Consider the following 15,851-nt stretch of genomic DNA (forward strand, 5'->3'; position numbering starts at 1 on the left):
ATCGAGTACTGGTCAGATGGAGTGTAGCCATCACCGCCCCGCCGTGACGCGGATCGGCGTGAATCGTTCAATCAAAACCCAGGCCAGCACGGAGGGTTGACGCTTCGATTGGTCTATGCCAACTTCATCGACCAACAAGAGGTCACCTGACCAGTCACCCAACTGGTCAGGTGGCGTGGTGCTTTCCTCCCAGGGGTGAACTGTGAAGCTCCGCATGCTTGCTGGTGTTTCCGCGCTGGTCATCGCCGGCGGCCTCAGTGGCTGCGGCGGCGATTCGGGGTCGTCCGGTGAATCCGCCGACGGCCGGACGACGATCGATGTCTGGCTCATGCGCGACAGCGTCTCGGCGCAGTTCCAGAAGGAGTTCGTCGCGGGCTTCGAGGCAGCTCACGCGGACATCGACGTGAAGGTCCAGATCCAGGAGTGGGACGGAATCGGTGAGAAGGTGACCGCCGCCCTCGCGAGCAATGACGCTCCGGATGTGATCGAGACGGGCAACACGCAGGTCGCCCAGTTCGCGCAGAGCGGCGGCCTGCTCGACCTCAGCGACAAGGTCGACGAGCTCGGTGGCGGCAACTGGCTCAAGGGGCTGGCCGAACCCGGAGCATACGAGGGCAAGCAGTACGGCATCCCGTACTACGCGGCCAACCGGGTCGTGATCTACCGCACCGACCTGTTCAAGAAGGCCGGCGTCGACGCCGCTGCCATCAAGACCCGCGACCAGTGGATCGCCGCGACCGAGAAGCTCAACTCGGGCGGGTCACAAGGCATCTATCTGCCGGGCCAGATGTGGTACGCGCTCGCGGGGTTCATCTGGGACGAGGGCGGCGACCTCGCCACGCGGTCGGGCGACACCTGGAAAGGCGCGCTCGACAGTCCTGAGGCCGTACGCGGCATGAACTTCTACGAGCGGTTGCAGGCTCTCGGCAAGGGCCCCAAGGACTCCGACGAGGCGCAGCCCCCGCAGGCCGAGGTCATGGCCAAGGGGCAGGTGGCGCAGATCATTTCGACCCCCGGCGGGGCCAACGTCGTCATCGCGAACAATCCCGAACTCGAGGGCAGACTGGGCTTCTTTCCGATCCCCGGCAAGACCGCCGCACAGCCCGGTTCGGTGTTCATCGGCGGTTCCGACCTCGTCATCCCGGCGGCATCGGGCAAACAGGACGCCGCCTTCACGTTCATCAAGGAACTCACCGGTGACGCCTGGCAGCGCAAGCTCGCCGCGGCCATGAGCTACGTACCGAACAAGACGACCCTGGCCGACGCGGTCGCCGCCGACCCGGGCGCTTCCGCGATGGCCGTGGGCGCCGCCGTCGGCCGGGCGACACCCAACACCCCCGGCTGGGCCGCCGTCGAGGCGAAGAACCCCATCAAGGACTACATGACCGCCGTGCTCACCGGCGCCGATGCCCAGGCCGAGGCCGCGAAGGCGTCCGCAGCGATCACCGCGGCCATGGCTACCGGATCCTGAGCCACGCCGTCATCGCCGTCGCCCCCCGGCGCACCCAATGCCCCTGGACCCGCCGCACGGCGCGGTCCGCCGCACACCGAGAGGAGAGGACCTCGTGACGGTCGTCCGTGAAGCCGGCGCGCCACCCACCTCGCTCCCCCGCTCGGCCGACGGGTCGGCCCGGCCCGGCCGCGGGGGCAGGCGAGGGCCCGTCGGGAGCGGAGCCTGGCCCTATCTGCTCATCGCCCCCACGGTCCTGGGCATGCTGTATCTGCTCGCGTACCCCCTGCTCCGCACGGTGCTGATTTCGCTCCAGGACTTTCAGCTACGTCAACTCATCCAAGGGGACGCCCGGTTCGTGGGCCTGCGCAACTACGCGACCCTGCTGACGGACGCCCACTTCTGGCAGGTCGTGCGCCGCACGTTCCTCTTCATGACCGTGAACGTCACCTTGATCATGCTGTTCGCCACGCTGGTCGCCCTGGTGATCGAGCGGCTGGGCCGGGTGGGCCGTATCGCCGTGCTCAGTGCGCTCGTGCTGACCTGGGCCACGCCGGTGATCGCCGCCACGACGGTCTTCCAGTGGCTGTTCCACTCGGAGTTCGGCATCGTCAACTGGGCCTTGCAACAGGTGGGGTTCACGTCGTTCGACCGGTACCCCTGGTTCGCCCACGGTCCGGCCGCCTTCACGATCCTGGTCGCGCTGATCGTCTGGCAGTCGGTGCCGTTCGCGGCCATCACGCTGTACTCGGCCCTGGTCACCGTGCCGACCGAGCTGTACGAGTCGGCACGCATCGACGGCGCCTCGGCACGGCGCATCTTCCGCGCCATCACGTTTCCCATGATCCGGCCGATCTTCATGCTGGTGTTCTCGCTGGAGGTCATCTGGACCTTCAAGGCGTTCGTACAGATCTGGGTGATGACCAACGGCGGCCCGGGGGACGCCACCACCATCCTGCCCGTCTACGCGGTGCAGACCGCTCTGTCGAGTCAGCGCTACGACCTCGGCTCGGCTGCCTCGATGGTCACCGTGCTGATGCTGGCCGGCGTGCTCGTCTTCTACTTCCGCCAGATGTTCCGCCAGGAGGGCGAGGCTCTATGAGCATCCCGCGAGGCGTCTCCAAAAGCACGGCGCGCCCGCGGCTGCGGCGCACGCCGCTGCACCTGGCCGCCGCAGTGATCGTCGTCGTCTGCCTCTTCCCCGTGTACTGGATGGTCGCCACCGCGTTCAAGCCCAGCCGGGACATCCAGTCCGACAGTCCCCAACTGCTGCCCCGGACCTGGACGCTGGACCACTTCCGGGCCGCTGTCGACGCCGACGGCTTCGGACTGTTCTGGCGCAACAGCATCCTCGTGACCCTGGGCGCCGTCCTGCTCTCCCTGCTCGTCGCACTCGGCTCCTCGTTCGCCGTGGCACGGATGCGCTGGCGCGGCAGACGGCAGTTCATGCTGATGGTGTTCATCGCGCAGATGGCACCGTGGGAGGCACTGATCATCCCGGTGTACATCATCTCCCGCGACACCAACATGCTCGACCGGCTGCCCACCCTGACACTGCTCTACTTCATGATGACGCTGCCCTTCACCATCGTGGTGCTGCGCGGCTTCATCGCCGCCATCCCACCGGAGCTGGAGGAGGCGGCACAGGTCGACGGCTGCACGCGCCTGAGGGCCTTTCGCCACATCGCCTTCCCCCTGCTCGCCCCCGGGCTCATGGCCACCTCACTGTTCGGCTACATCACCGCCTGGAACGAGTTCACCTACGCCAACTTCCTGATCATCAAGCACCAGGACAGCCGCACCCTGCCCGTATGGCTGTCCTCCTTCCAGAACGTCTTCGGCACGGACTGGGGCGCCACCATGGCGGCCTCCACACTCTTCGCCCTCCCCGCGCTGGCCGTGTTCCTGCTGCTCCAGCGCCATGTGACGGCCGGCTTCGCCGCCGGCGCCGTCAAGGGCTGACACTCCCCCGCCCTGTCCCGCACCCGACCCCCGGAGACAGCTGTGCCCGCACCCCCGCCCGTGGCCCTCTCCCTGCTCCCCCGCCCCACCAAGGCCCATGCCAGAGCAGGACACTTCACCCTCGGCCCCGACACCTGCCTGCGCATCAGCAGCGGTGCCGAACCCGCCGCCGAGCTGCTGCGCACCCTGCTCACCCCGGCCACCGGCCTGCCACTGCACTCCGCCGAGGACGCAGCCGTGGTCCTGGCCCTCGATCCGGCCCTGAGCGGACTGGGCGGTGAGGGCTACGGGCTGACGGTCGGACCGCACTCCGTACTGCTGCGCGCCGCACAGACCACCGGCCTGCTGCGCGGAGTACAGACGATCCGCCAACTCCTGCCCCCGCAGGCCTTGGCGGCATCGCCGCAGCGAGGTGTGCGATGGTCGCTGCCCTGTGTGGAGATCACGGACGTCCCCCGGTACCGCTGGCGCGGCGCGATGCTCGACGTGGCCCGCCACTTTCAGCCGGCGTCGTACCTGCGGCGTTACGTGGACCTCCTCGCCCTGCACAAGATCAATGTCTTTCATCTGCATCTCACCGACGACCAGGGCTGGCGGATGCCGGTCGCGTCGTATCCCAGGCTCACCGAGGTCGGCTCCCATCGTGTCCGGTCGATGGCCCGCGCCGGAAGCGACGCCTACGACAGCGTGCCGCACGGCGGCGCCTACACCCGCGCCGAGTTGACCGATCTGGTGCGGTACGCGGCTGCCCGAGGCATCACCGTGATGCCCGAGATCGAGATGCCCGGCCACGTCCGTGCCGCCCTGGCCGCGTATCCGCACCTGGGCAACCGTCCCGACCGGGTGCTGGACGTGTGGACCAGGTGGGGCGTCTGCGACACCGTCCTCGGGGTGCACGAGGAGGTCTTCGACTTCTGCCGCACGGTGCTGGAGGAGGTCCTGGACGTCTTCCCCTCCCCCTACATCCACATCGGCGGCGACGAGTGTCCCCTCACCGAATGGGAGCAGAGCCCAAGAGCCAGGGCGCGCGCCCAGGAGGCGGGGCTGAGTGGTCCCGGCGCTCTGCACGGGTGGTTCCTGGGCCGCGTCGGGTCATTCCTGGCCCGCAACGGACGACGGCCGGTCGCCTGGGCCGAGGCCGGCACGGAGCTGCCCGACTTCTTCACCGTGATGGCCTGGCGCGACCCCGCGCATGCCCTGACCGCAGCGGGACGCGGCCACGACGTGATCAACGCCCATCACCGCGCCACCTACTTCGACTATCCGCAGAGCGGCGGAACCCAGGAGCAACCGGCGCAGCCAGGAGCCGTCGTGGCGCTGAGGGACGTACATACGCACGATCCCGTGCCCGAGGGCGCAGCACCTGAAGCTGCCGCCCGCGTACTGGGCACTCAGGCGCAGCTGTGGACCGAGTACGCCGCGACGCCCGCCCGCCTCGAGTACCTGACCTATCCGCGCCTGTGCGCACTGGCGGACCGCGCCTGGAGCGGTCCCACCCCCTGGGAGGAGTTCCGCTCCCGTCTGGCCCGGCACACTCCGCGCCTGGACGCGCTCGATGTCCTCCGCCACCCCGGAGACCGCACCACAGCACAGCCCTGATCCCCCGAGCACGACGAACCCCACATCCCGTCCCGGAAGGATGCAGCATGAAGTCCCGAACCACGCCGAACAGACTGCGCGTCGCCGCAGCAGCCGCTGTGGCCATGGCCATGGGCACCGCCGGTCTCACCGCCCTGACCGGCACCGCGAGCGCCGCGACGGACGACGTGACGGTCCAGTACCGGACCAGCGCCACGGGCGCCACCGCGGACCAGGCCGAACCCTGGCTCAAGGTCAGGAACACCGGCGACAGCGCCCTCCCGCTCAGCAACGTCAAGGTGCGCTACTACTTCAAGGCCGACTCCGCCGGCGCCGCCTACCGTTTCGCCTGCTCCTGGGCGGTGAAGGGCTGCTCCAACATCACCGGCACCTTCGGCACCCTGGCCAACCCGACGGCCACGGCCGACCGTTACCTGGACATCGGCTTCACCTCGGGTGCGGGCACCCTCGCCCCCGGGGCCGACACCGGGGACATGCAGCTGCGCTTCCACCGGGCCGACTGGCAGCCCCTCAACCAGGGCGACGACTACTCCTTCAGCGCCTCGAGGTCGTCGTACGCGGACTGGCCGAAGATCACCGCGCAGGTGTCCGGCAGCACGGTGTGGGGCACTGCCCCCGAGGGCAATGAGCCGACCGATCCCCCGACCGACCCGCCCACCGACCCTCCGGCAGGCGGACAGAGCCTGTTCGACGACTTCAACTACACCGGCTCCAGCGACCCGAGGATCTCGGCGAACGGCTGGAGCGTCCGCTCGAACTCCGGCGGGCCCGGAGTGCCCGGTGCCACGTGGTCCCCGGAGAACGTCACCTTCGCCGGCTCCGGCGGCAACTCGGTGATGAACCTGCGGACCTCGACCGCGGGGACGGCCGAGAGCACCAAGCACACCGAAGTCCTCACCAAAGCCATGAAGTTCAGGAACGGCACCTACGCGGCCCGGGTCCGGTTCTCCGACGCGCCCGTGTCCGGACCGGACGGAGACCGCCTCGTCCAGACGTTCTTCACCATCAACGACCTCAAGGCGCCCATGGCCGACGACTACGCGGAGTACGACTTCGAGTACCTGCCCAACGGCGGCTGGGGCGAGCCGGCCAACATCCTGTACACGACGTCATGGGAGACCTACAACCCCGACCCATGGCAGGCCGTCAACCAGCACACCGAGTCCCGGCAGAGCTGGGCGGGCTGGCACGACCTGGTGCTCACCATCGACAACAGCACCATCAAGTACTACGTCGACGGGCAGCTCTTCGGCACCCACGACGCCGCCTACCTGCCCGAACGCCCCATGTCCATCAACTTCAACCAGTGGCTGATCGACCTCGCGGGCCAGACCAGCACCACGCCCCGGTCCTACGACGAACAGGTCGACTACGTCCTGCACGTCAAGGACCAGGTCCTGAGCCCTGCTCAGGTCTCGGCCAGGATCAGCGCCTACCGCACAGCCGGCACCACGTTCGAGGACACCGTCCCCAACGGCTAGGCCGTCCCTGTGGGCAGCGGGGCTCAGCCGGTGCGCACCCCGGGGGGCGGAGCCCTGCTGCACCCACGCGCTACAGCTGCGGAAGTACCTCGGCGGCGATGAGCTCCAGATGGTCGAGGTCGGTGAAGTCGATCAGGCGGAGATGGAAACGGACTGCGCCGATGGCGGAGAACTCACCGATCCGGTCGACGAGTTGGGCCGGTGATCCGATCACCGGGTCCTCCGGCGGCAGCGCGCTCTTGACGTGCAAAGGGGCGGCACGCCGTTGTGCCGCTGCGTCGGTGTGGCCGATCGCGACCACGACACCGGTCGAGAGCACCAGCGGTGGCCGGCCGGCTTCGGCCCGGCCGGTCCGTTCGCATGCCTCGGCAACTCGTCGGTACGCCCGGGCCGTCTCTGCCACCGACTTGAAGGGCATGTTGAACTCGTCGGCGTACCGAGCGGCCAGCTCCGGTGTGCGCTTGGGCCCGCGGCCCCCGACGATGATCGGCGGTGCCGGCGCCTGTACGGGCTTCGGCAGGGCGGGCGCGTCGAGCAGTTGGTAGTGGTCGCCGTGGTGGCTGAAGTGCTCGCCAACCGGTGTGCGCCACAGGCCGGTGATGACGGCCAGCTGCTCCTCCAGCCGGTCGAAGCGCTCCGGGGCGGGCGGGAACGGTATGCCGTACGAGGTGTGCTCCCGCTCGTACCAACCGGCGCCGAGGCCCAGCTCGACCCGCCCGCCGCTCATCCGGTCCACCTGTGCGACCGTCACGGCCAGCGGGCCCGGTAGCCGGAAGGTGGCCGAGGTGACCAGGGTGCCGAGCCGGATCCGGGAGGTCTCCCGGGCGAGCGCGCCGAGCGTGAGCCAGGCGTCGGTGGGGCCGGGCAGCCCAGGATCGGCGCCCATCGCCTGATAGTGATCGGCCCGGAAGAACCCCTCGAACCCGCAGGCTTCGGCGAGTTGCGCGAAACGCAGCTGATCGTCGTAGTCGGCGCCGCGGTGCGGCTCGGTGAAGATGCAGATCCGCGCGCTCATCGCCCCTCCGTTTCGACGGACGTGGATATGTCCCGCTCCATCAGCAGCTCGTGCAGATCGGCGGTGCACCGGGCCACTTCTTCCAGGTGCGCAGTTCGGCCCAGCGTCCTCGGCCGGGGGATGGCGATGTCGACGGTTTTGAGGATCCGGCCCGGGCGCGGGCTGAGCACGACCACCCGGTCGGCGAGCAGCACGGCCTCGTCTATCGAGTGGGTGACGAAGACGACTGTGGACGCGTTCTCGATGTGGATGCGTTGCAGCTCCACCGCGAGGTCCGCGCGGGTCAGCGCGTCGAGTGCGGAGAACGGCTCGTCCATGAGCAGCACCCGGGGCTCGCCCATCAGCGACCGGCACAGTGCGACGCGCTGCTGCATGCCTCCGGAGAGCTCGTGCGGCCGGTGCTTCTCGAAGCCGCTCAGTCCGGCCGTCTCCAGCAGCCGGTATGCCCGGTCGCGGTGCTCGGACCTGCGCCAGCCGTAGATCTCGACGGGCAGCAGGACGTTGTCGAGGACGGACCGCCAGGGCAGCAGGGCCGGCCGCTGGAACAGCATGGCGACATCCCGACGGGCTCCGTCGACCTGCTCGCCGCCGATGGTGATCTCGCCCTCGGTGACCGGCAGCAGTCCGGCGATCAGCCGGAGCAGTGTGGACTTGCCGCACCCGGACCGGCCCACCACTGCCACGAACTCGCCCTCGGCGATGTGAAGTCCGATGTCCTGGAGGGCCACGGTCGAGCCGGAGCGGCTGGTGAAGCTCCGGGACACACCGGTGAGTCTGATCATCCGGCGGTCTCCCCATCCACTGGCGATCGCCATTCCGGCCGGTTCGTGACGCCCGGTCAGGCTACTCGGAGCAGGCCGCTGTGCGGTACCTGTCGTCCTGTCCCTGTATCCCCACTGCCGCGCACCTGGCCCGCAACTGCCGTGCCCTCGTAGGCTGTTGTCCGCACTGAGTGTCATGCCCTCGGCACAGTCGGCGGTCGGAAAGGACAACACCGTGCGCATGAACAGGTTCGCCCGTACGGTCACCGCGGTGGCCCTGGCCACGGCGCTGGCCCTGGTCTCGGGGTGTGGCGGCTCGGATTCCGACGCAGGTGCCGGTGACGACGACAAAGCACTGAAGAAGGTCACCTATCTGACCTCGTTCGGCAACTTCGGCCGGGACGCGTACGCCTGGGTCGCGAAGGACAAGGGGTACTTCGAAGAAGCCGGCCTCGACGTGGAGATCAAGCCGGGCCAGGGCACCGGCGGCATCATTCCGGCCGTGGTGAGCGGCCAGGCGCAGTTCGGACCCATCGACCTGACGGGCGGTCTGCTGCACATGGGCAGCGGCCAGGCGAAGGACTTCGTCGCGGTGGCCGCCATCCAGCAGCACACCATGGCCGCGATCGCCACCACCGCGGGCAACGGGATCGCCGAACCGAAGGACCTCGAGGGCAAACGGCTCGCAGACACGCCCGGCTCCGTGGTGCGCAACCTCTTCCCGACGTACGCCCGACTGGCCGGAGTGGACGCCGGCAAGGTGACCTGGGTCAACGGCGAGGCACAGACGCTGATGGGCACGCTCGCCGGCGGCGCGGTGGACGGTATCGGCCAGTTCGTGGTGGGCAAGCCGACCATCGAGGCGGTGACCAAGAAGAAGGCCGTCCTGCTGCCGTACAGCGACGTGATACCCGATCTCTACGGGAACGTCCTGATCACGTCCACGAAGATCGCCGAGCAGGATCCGGAGATGGTGAAGCGGTTCAGCAGTGCGCTGCTGAAGGGGTTGGAGTACAGCCTCGCCCATACGAAGGAGGCCTCCGAGATCCTGAAGCGGAACGTGGACGCCACGAACCCGGCCGCCGCGGCCGCCGAGTTGGAGTTGATGTCCGAGTACGTCACGCCGGAAGGTTCCGGCACGGTGATCGGGACGCTGGACTCCGCGCGGGTCGCGAGGAGCATCGCGATCCTGGAGGAGGCGGGCGCGCTGCCGAAGGGAATGACCGCTGACCGGATCATCGACTTCGACCTCGTGCCGAAAGGCTGATCGGGCCGGGCTGGGAGAAGGATGGGATGACCGACCTCTCGAAGCCGCCGCAGGCCCCGGCGGCGGGTCCGGAGCCGGTGCCGCGAGCCGGACCGGGACCGCGGCGCGGAACCGGCATCGGCGCCGTGCTGCTGCCGCTGGCCGGCCTGCTGGTCGCGCTCGGTGTGTGGTGGCTGCTCACGTCCGCGCTGGAGCTGATCCACCCGGCAGTGCTGCCTCCGCCGGGTGCCGTGCTGTCGGCGTTCACCGCCGCCCCGGGCCGGTTCCTGGAGCACACCGGAGACACCACGGTGGAGACCGTCGTCGGGTTCGTTCTCTCCAGCGCCTGCGGAGTTCTGATCGGGCTGTCGCTGGCGGGCTCGCGGGTTCTGGAGCGAATGTTCACGCCGCTGCTGGTCGCCGTCAACGCGGTTCCGAAGATCGCTCTCGGGCCGCTGCTGGTGGGGGCGCTCGGCTGGGGGCAGAAGCCGGTCCTGACCATGGTCTTCCTGCTCTGCTTCTTCCCGATCGTGCTGTCCACCGCGACCGGGCTCACGTCGACCCCCGCGGACCTGGCCGAGTTGGCGCGCTCGCTGGACGCCTCCCGCTGGCAGGCGTTCCGCAAGGTGCGGCTGCCCGCCGCACTGCCGCAGATCTTCGTCGGGCTGAAGGTGGCCATGCCGCTCGCCGCGATCGGCGCGGTCATCGGCGAGTTCCAGGCGGGTGAGAGCGGGCTGGGCTTTCTGATCGTGCAGGCGGGCGGGGTCGGCGACACCGCCACCGCGTGGGCCGCGATCATCCTGATCGGGCTGATGAGCATCCTGCTCTACTTCGCTCTGGTGTTGTTGGAGCGGTTCGCGCTGCCCTGGGTGAGGGAGACCACCTCTCGCGGTTGACCTGGGGGCCAGATGCCTCCGAGCGACGCTGCCTTGCGCCGCGCAGGTGCCGTCAGAGCGTGCTTGATCATGTGAACGGCGTTGACCGCCTCGGAGCAGCTGCCGAACGCCGTTCCCCCGCCGGATCAGGACCGGCATGGCTCGACTGGCACGGCCCGACCGGCATGGCCTGACTGGCACGGCTCGACTGGCACGCCCGACTGGCATGGCCCCGACAATCATGGAGCGGGATGAACCCGCCACATCGTGTGCCCCCCCCGGGTCCAGAGGCATCCATCCCGAGCCCACCGCCTGGCCCGGAGCAGCGTCAATCGCGATCTCGGCCCAAAAGGCGATCGCGGGTGTGGGCGTCAGTGCGGGCGCCGGGGCCCGTCGAGGTGTATCCAGAATGTATGGTTCCGAGACGTCTCAAAGATCATCGTTGGTCACAGGAGCCACGCCAGGTACTACTGGCGGTGCCGATCATGATGATTGTGATCGTCACGGTGGTCGACATCCTGGCTCCGCCCAGCGTCCACCTCGGGCCGTTCCTGGTGGCCGCGCCAGCCGTCACGGCGTCGTTCGCCGGTCCCCGGACCACCGCATGGGTCGGCGCCGTCGCCGTATCGGCCCAGGCCGTGGTGGCGGTGGTGCGCACGAGCATCGCCGATCTGAACCACTCCTCCCAGCTGATCATTCTGATCCTGATGTCAGCGTTCGCGACCTCTTTCGCCGCCCGGCGCGAGCGCCATGAAAAGGAACTGAGCCAGCTGCGGTCCGTTGCGAAGGCCGCGCAGGAGGTGGTGCTCAAGCCGCTTCCCCAGCGTGTCGGTTCGTTGCACATCGCGTCGGTCTACCTGGCCGCCGAATCCGAGGCACAGCTTGGCGGCGATCTGTATGCCGCCGCTCGTACGGCCCACGGGACCCGGATCCTCATCGGTGATGTCAGGGGCAAGGGCCTGGAAGCCGTCGGAGACGCCGCCCTCCTGCTCGGCGCTTTCCGGGGCGCGGCCCACAGGCAGGCAGACCTTCCGGCGCTCATGGCTTTCCTCGAGGGAACCGTCTCCTCGGACCTGGACGACCCTGCGGCTCTCGACGCCGCGACCGAGGATCGCGGCGAGGCGTTCATCACCGCCGCCGCACTGGACATTCCGGACGACGAGCCGGTCCTTCACCTGATCAACTGCGGACACCCCTCGCCTCTGCTGCTGCGTCGCGGCCACGTCAGCTCTCTCGAAGTACGCGCCCCGGCACCCCCGCTGGGTCTCACCGATTTCGTGGAAACCGAGCTGTCCGAAGAGGAGTTCGCCTTCGAGCACGGCGACATCGTCCTTCTGTACACGGACGGTGTCATTGAGGCCCGCGACCGCGAAGGCGCCTTCTACCCGCTTGCGGAACGGGTGGCCGGCAAAGCCGACAAGAGTCCCGACGCTCTCCTGACCCGCCTGTGCAGGGACCTGATGCGGCACGTCGGCGGACATCTGGGAGACGATGCCGCCATGGTGGCGATCGAGCGCATGCCGCGGCGCCCCTGAGGACGCGGGTTCAGTGGCGGACTCCCTTCCCCCGGTGGCGGACTCCCTTCCCCCGGTGGCGGACTCTCTTCCACATCGCCGCGTGTACCTACCTGCATGGCGTCGAGGGGCCTCTGCATGTGCTCTCCGCCTCGGCCATGGACGTAGGTGGCGTCCATAGCCCGAGGACTCGCAGATCCCGAGTGCGCCTGTTATCCGCGCTGCTATGGGCCTGCTGCACGGAAACGAGCCAGGAGGGTCTGGGCCGGCGGGGTATCCGCGTCGAAGAACTGCGTGGCCAGCCGGGTCGGCACAGCCGGTCCGTGCATGCGGACCTCGTGGCAGCTGAAGCAGAACGCCGCCTCGAACAGCACCAGGTCAAGAGAGTCCTCATACGCTCGGATACTCCAGCCTGGCGAGAAGCCGCAGCGGTGCTGTTCGCTGCCGGGCAGGCTTTCGAGCAGACTCAGGGCGGTGGCGGCTTCGTTCCCGGCCCAGTGGGTGACCACCCTGCCGGGGTATGGAAGGTCCCGCCTGGCCGGGAGGGCCGAGATCCGTACGACCTCGATCAGCACGGTGGTGGCGATGGCTTCGGCGGGGAGCTGCATGTGCGCAGTCTGCCTGGTCGAGGCGGCAGCCAGGTAAGGAGCCGGAACAGGCGGTTCGCCGCCGGTGCGGTCAGCTGATGGGACTCGGCCCGGGCCCATATGGTGCGGGCATGTCTTACACCTCGCCGCACAGGGCCGTCGGCGCCCTGCCCGGTCGCGTCACCGCCGCCACGCTCCAACAGGCCGTCGGATGTGATGTCTCATGAGACATCAGGCGCCGAGGCATCGGTGACCCCGCCGACGCGATGTCGCCAGAGGTGAGGTGATCCCGCATACGCAGGCAGCGCACTGGGTGCCGGCATCGCGCTACCGCTGTGTCAGCTGTGTCAGCGCGTGCCTCGGCGACGAGGTACGGCTGGACGGTGACGTACCGGAGCTTGCTCGCAGAGCCCCATCCAGCGAGCGGCACGCTGCGGCTGATCGTCTTCATGGGAGCGGCCACCCGCACTGCACTCACCCTCGGTGGCGGCGGGGCCGGCGGGTCTGCCGTAGCCGTGCTGAGGCGCGATCCAGAGTTTTCGGAGTTCCGCGTTCTGAGGATGTCGAGAACGTGCCACCGGCTCCGTCCCAGGGACATCAACGGCGACCACCGGCCGCACGAGGCAGAAGGAGAAACCAGCATGGCGATTCAGCGGATGGACAACGTCGGCATCGTCGTCGAGGACATGGATGCCGCCATCGCGTACTTCGTGGAACTCGGTATGGAGCTGGAGGTCAGGACGGAGGTCGAGGGCCTCGTCGCCGACCAGTGCACCGGCCTCGACGGCGTCCACTGTGACATCGCGATGGTCCGGACCCCGGACGGTCACAGCCGGCTCGAGCTGGCGAAGTACCGCAGCCCCGCGGTGATCAGCGCCGAGCCGCGCAACCGGCCGCACAACGTTCTGGGCACGCACCGCGTCATGTTCGCCGTCGACGACATCGAGGACACCGTTGCCCGCCTGCGCCCTCACGGCGCCGAACTCCTGGGCGAGATCGCCCGGTTCGAGGACAGCTATCTGCTCTGCTACGTCCGCGGCCCGGAGGGCATCATCGTCGGACTGGCCGAGCAACTGCGCTGAGCAGGAGGCACCGAACCCACGCAGCCGAACGAGATCATCGAGGTTCTGAACCGCCCGTTTCCCCTGCCGTGCCCAACCGGATTCCGTGATCCTCACCCGGCCGGCCGCAGTGGCCCGCTATCGTTCCCGCAGGCGCTCTTCTCAAGCTTCCGGTCCCACGCCATAAGGCCGACGGACCAAGGAATCCTGAGGGGAACCTCATTGGAGAACAAGCACCACCTTTGGCCGCGCTTGCGCGGTGCGGTGGCATCAAAGGTCGTTCCAGGCGTCGTGTCGGGCGTGCTCGTCCAACTCATTCTCGCCTTGCTCGGCCTCAACTGAGATGCAGCGCTCAGAACCGCCCCGGGGAGCTCCCCGGGGCGGTTCGCCTGTCGGCCGATGTGATCGGACTGTGTCGTGCCGTTGCCGCCCTCAGACGTCTCCGGTTTTGGGTGCACCGGCTCAGCGCGAGGATCACGGAGTGCTCCGTCCGGCCGTGCCAAGCGATCAGGCCGCTTACGAACTCCGCGTACACGGCCGGATCGACCTCCACCGTGTCCGGGTCGCCCTCACGGGACGACCCGCATCAGGCCGGCGATCCGGATGCCGCGGGCGGAGCCGGCTTGACCTTGACGCTGGGTCAACCCTCCATCCTTCCGGCAGGGGCGTCCTCGCAGTCGCGTGGAACAGCTCCGCGAAGGAGGCAGATGACCATGACGGCCCAATCGATCGCCGGTCCGGCGTTGCGCGTGCAGGGTCTGGAGAAGTCGTACGGAAAACTCGAAGTACTGCGCGGCGTGGACTTCGACGTGCCGCCCGGCAGCATCTTCGCCCTGCTCGGCTCCAACGGGGCGGGCAAGACCACGACCGTGAGGATCCTCGCCACGCTCCTGAAGGCCGACGCGGGGACGGCGAGCGTCAATGGCTTCGACGTCGCCACGCAACCGGCGAACGTACGGGAGTCCATCAGTCTCACCGGGCAGTTCGCGGCCGTCGACGAGATCCTCAGCGGCCGGGAGAACCTCGCCCTCGTCGCCAGGCTGCGCCACCTCAAGGACCCGGGCGCGATCGCGGATGACCTGCTGAGGCGTTTCTCGCTCAGCGAGGCGGGCGCACGGCGAGTGTCCACGTATTCGGGTGGGATGCGCCGCCGGCTGGACATCGCGATGAGCCTCATCGGGAATTCGCCGGTGATCTTCCTGGACGAGCCGACGGCCGGACTCGACCCCGAGGCGCGCATCGAGGTGTGGGATGCGGTCAAGGAGCTCGCCGGCCACGGAACGACGGTGCTGCTCACCACGCAGTACCTGGACGAGGCCGAGCAGTTGGCCGACCGGATCGCGATCCTCCACCAGGGTCGGATCATCGTGGACGGCACCCTCGCCGAGCTCAAACAGCTCTTCCCGCCCGCCAAGGTCGAGTACGTCGAGAAGCAGCCGACTCTGGAGGAGATCTTCCTCGCCGTCATCGGCGGCCGCGACAAGAGCGACGCCACTGGCACGACAACGGGCACGACGACTGGGGGACAACGATGACCGCGTACTTCTTCAGCGACACTGCCGCGCTCACGGGGCGGACCCTGCGCCATGTCACACGCAGCCTGGACACCATCATCACGACCGCCATCACACCGGTCGCCATGATGCTGATGTTCGTCTACGTGTTCGGCGGCGCCATTGATACAGGGTCGGTTTCGTACGTGAACTACATGCTGCCAGGCATCCTGCTCATGACCATCGCATCGGGCATCTCCTATACCGCGTACCGGCTGTTCACCGATGTGAAGAGCGGCATCTTCGAGCGATTCCAGTCCATGCCGATCGCGCGGTCGGGTGTGCTGTGGGCCCATGTCGTCACGTCCCTGGTCGCCAACCTGATCGCGCTCGTGCTGGTCGTGGGCGTCGCTGTGCTCATGGGCTTCCGCTCAGGGGCAGGAGTGTCGGCATGGCTCGCGGTCGCGGGCATCCTGCTTTTGTTCACCCTGGCGCTGACCTGGCTCGCCGTGATCCCCGGGCTTTCCGCGTCGTCGGTCGAGGGAGCGGGCGCGTTCGCCTACCCGCTCATCTTCCTGCCGTTCGTCAGCTCGGCGTTCGTGCCCACGCAAACCATGCCCGGCCCCGTACGCGCCTTCGCCGAGCATCAGCCGGTGACGTCGATCGTCAACGCGATCCGTGCTCTGTTCACCGGGCAGCCGGTCGGCGACGACATCTGGATCGCGCTCGCGTGGTGCGTGGGCATCCTCGTCGTGGCGTACTTCTTTGCGATGGTCGCCTATCGCCGGAAGATCGCCTGAGGCAGGC

16 protein-coding genes are annotated in these 15,851 nt (G+C 68.5%); 11 read left to right on the plus strand and 5 right to left on the minus strand.

The features are described 5' to 3' along the window. Positions 1–30: 30 nt before the first annotated feature. The gene (locus ACFY5C_RS09935) at positions 31–330 is read right to left on the minus strand and encodes a hypothetical protein (RefSeq protein ID WP_389443393.1); all 300 of its coding nucleotides are present in this window, start codon (positions 328–330) and stop codon (positions 31–33) included. Here ACFY5C_RS09935 and ACFY5C_RS09940 point away from each other — a divergent pair. The 5 genes from ACFY5C_RS09940 to ACFY5C_RS09960 all read left to right on the plus strand — a co-directional run bounded on the left by ACFY5C_RS09940 (position 215) and on the right by ACFY5C_RS09960 (position 6,492). Beyond that, positions 215–1,471: an extracellular solute-binding protein gene (locus ACFY5C_RS09940; RefSeq protein ID WP_389442702.1), complete on the plus strand. Its 1,257-nt coding sequence runs from the start codon at positions 215–217 to the stop codon at positions 1,469–1,471. The genes ACFY5C_RS09935 and ACFY5C_RS09940 overlap by 116 nt on opposite strands. 94 nt (positions 1,472–1,565) lie before the next feature. After that, the gene (locus tag ACFY5C_RS09945; protein WP_389442704.1) at positions 1,566–2,552 is read left to right on the plus strand and encodes a carbohydrate ABC transporter permease; all 987 of its coding nucleotides are present in this window, start codon (positions 1,566–1,568) and stop codon (positions 2,550–2,552) included. Further along, positions 2,549–3,412, plus strand: a complete 864-nt coding sequence (locus ACFY5C_RS09950; RefSeq protein ID WP_389442706.1) for a carbohydrate ABC transporter permease — start codon at positions 2,549–2,551, stop codon at positions 3,410–3,412. Before ACFY5C_RS09945 ends, ACFY5C_RS09950 begins: the two co-directional genes overlap by 4 nt. Before the next feature lie 42 nt (positions 3,413–3,454). After that, complete coding sequence (locus tag ACFY5C_RS09955) at positions 3,455–5,011, plus strand: beta-N-acetylhexosaminidase (protein WP_389442709.1); 1,557 nt, start codon at positions 3,455–3,457, stop codon at positions 5,009–5,011. A 47-nt stretch (positions 5,012–5,058) separates the two neighbouring features. Next, positions 5,059–6,492, plus strand: a complete 1,434-nt coding sequence (locus tag ACFY5C_RS09960; protein WP_389442711.1) for a cellulose binding domain-containing protein — start codon at positions 5,059–5,061, stop codon at positions 6,490–6,492. A 70-nt stretch (positions 6,493–6,562) separates the two neighbouring features. Here ACFY5C_RS09960 and ACFY5C_RS09965 read toward each other — a convergent pair whose 3' ends face one another. Together ACFY5C_RS09965 and ACFY5C_RS09970 are read right to left on the minus strand one after the other, a co-directional pair. Next, positions 6,563–7,507, minus strand: a complete 945-nt coding sequence (locus ACFY5C_RS09965) for an LLM class F420-dependent oxidoreductase (protein ID WP_389442713.1) — start codon at positions 7,505–7,507, stop codon at positions 6,563–6,565. Next, positions 7,504–8,289, minus strand: a complete 786-nt coding sequence (locus tag ACFY5C_RS09970; RefSeq protein WP_389442715.1) for an ABC transporter ATP-binding protein — start codon at positions 8,287–8,289, stop codon at positions 7,504–7,506. Before ACFY5C_RS09970 ends, ACFY5C_RS09965 begins: the two co-directional genes overlap by 4 nt. 220 nt (positions 8,290–8,509) lie before the next feature. On the opposite strand from ACFY5C_RS09970, the gene ACFY5C_RS09975 reads away from it, so the two are divergent. The 3 genes from ACFY5C_RS09975 to ACFY5C_RS09985 all read left to right on the plus strand — a co-directional run bounded on the left by ACFY5C_RS09975 (position 8,510) and on the right by ACFY5C_RS09985 (position 11,924). Continuing rightward, positions 8,510–9,535 carry an ABC transporter substrate-binding protein gene (locus ACFY5C_RS09975; protein WP_389443367.1) on the plus strand — a complete coding sequence of 342 codons (1,026 nt, stop codon included), beginning with the start codon at positions 8,510–8,512 and terminating at the stop codon, positions 9,533–9,535. Positions 9,536–9,561: 26 nt separating this feature from the next. Further along, complete coding sequence (locus ACFY5C_RS09980; protein WP_389442718.1) at positions 9,562–10,410, plus strand: ABC transporter permease; 849 nt, start codon at positions 9,562–9,564, stop codon at positions 10,408–10,410. A 464-nt stretch (positions 10,411–10,874) separates the two neighbouring features. Further along, entirely contained in the window at positions 10,875–11,924 is a 1,050-nt protein-coding gene (locus ACFY5C_RS09985; RefSeq protein WP_389443369.1) for a PP2C family protein-serine/threonine phosphatase, read from the plus strand. 203 nt (positions 11,925–12,127) lie between these two features. Here the strand turns inward: ACFY5C_RS09985 and ACFY5C_RS09990 are convergent, their stop codons facing one another. Beyond that, complete coding sequence (locus ACFY5C_RS09990) at positions 12,128–12,511, minus strand: hypothetical protein (RefSeq protein WP_389442719.1); 384 nt, start codon at positions 12,509–12,511, stop codon at positions 12,128–12,130. A gap of 620 nt (positions 12,512–13,131) precedes the next feature. Here ACFY5C_RS09990 and ACFY5C_RS09995 point away from each other — a divergent pair. Next, positions 13,132–13,572, plus strand: a complete 441-nt coding sequence (locus tag ACFY5C_RS09995; protein ID WP_389442721.1) for a VOC family protein — start codon at positions 13,132–13,134, stop codon at positions 13,570–13,572. Positions 13,573–13,903: 331 nt separating this feature from the next. Here ACFY5C_RS09995 and ACFY5C_RS10000 read toward each other — a convergent pair whose 3' ends face one another. Then, positions 13,904–14,104 (minus strand): hypothetical protein, encoded by a 201-nt coding sequence (locus ACFY5C_RS10000; protein WP_389442723.1) that lies wholly within the window; start codon positions 14,102–14,104, stop codon positions 13,904–13,906. A gap of 160 nt (positions 14,105–14,264) precedes the next feature. Here ACFY5C_RS10000 and ACFY5C_RS10005 point away from each other — a divergent pair, with 160 nt between their 5' ends. Together ACFY5C_RS10005 and ACFY5C_RS10010 are read left to right on the plus strand one after the other, a co-directional pair. After that, the gene (locus ACFY5C_RS10005; protein ID WP_389442725.1) at positions 14,265–15,086 is read left to right on the plus strand and encodes an ABC transporter ATP-binding protein; all 822 of its coding nucleotides are present in this window, start codon (positions 14,265–14,267) and stop codon (positions 15,084–15,086) included. After that, on the plus strand, positions 15,083–15,844 hold the full coding sequence (locus ACFY5C_RS10010; RefSeq protein WP_389442728.1) for an ABC transporter permease: 762 nt from the start codon (positions 15,083–15,085) through the stop codon (positions 15,842–15,844). Before ACFY5C_RS10005 ends, ACFY5C_RS10010 begins: the two co-directional genes overlap by 4 nt. Positions 15,845–15,851 lie beyond the last annotated feature (7 nt).

Source organism: Streptomyces sp. NPDC012935, from assembly GCF_042900345.1.
In the GTDB taxonomy this organism is placed as follows: domain Bacteria; phylum Actinomycetota; class Actinomycetes; order Streptomycetales; family Streptomycetaceae; genus Streptomyces.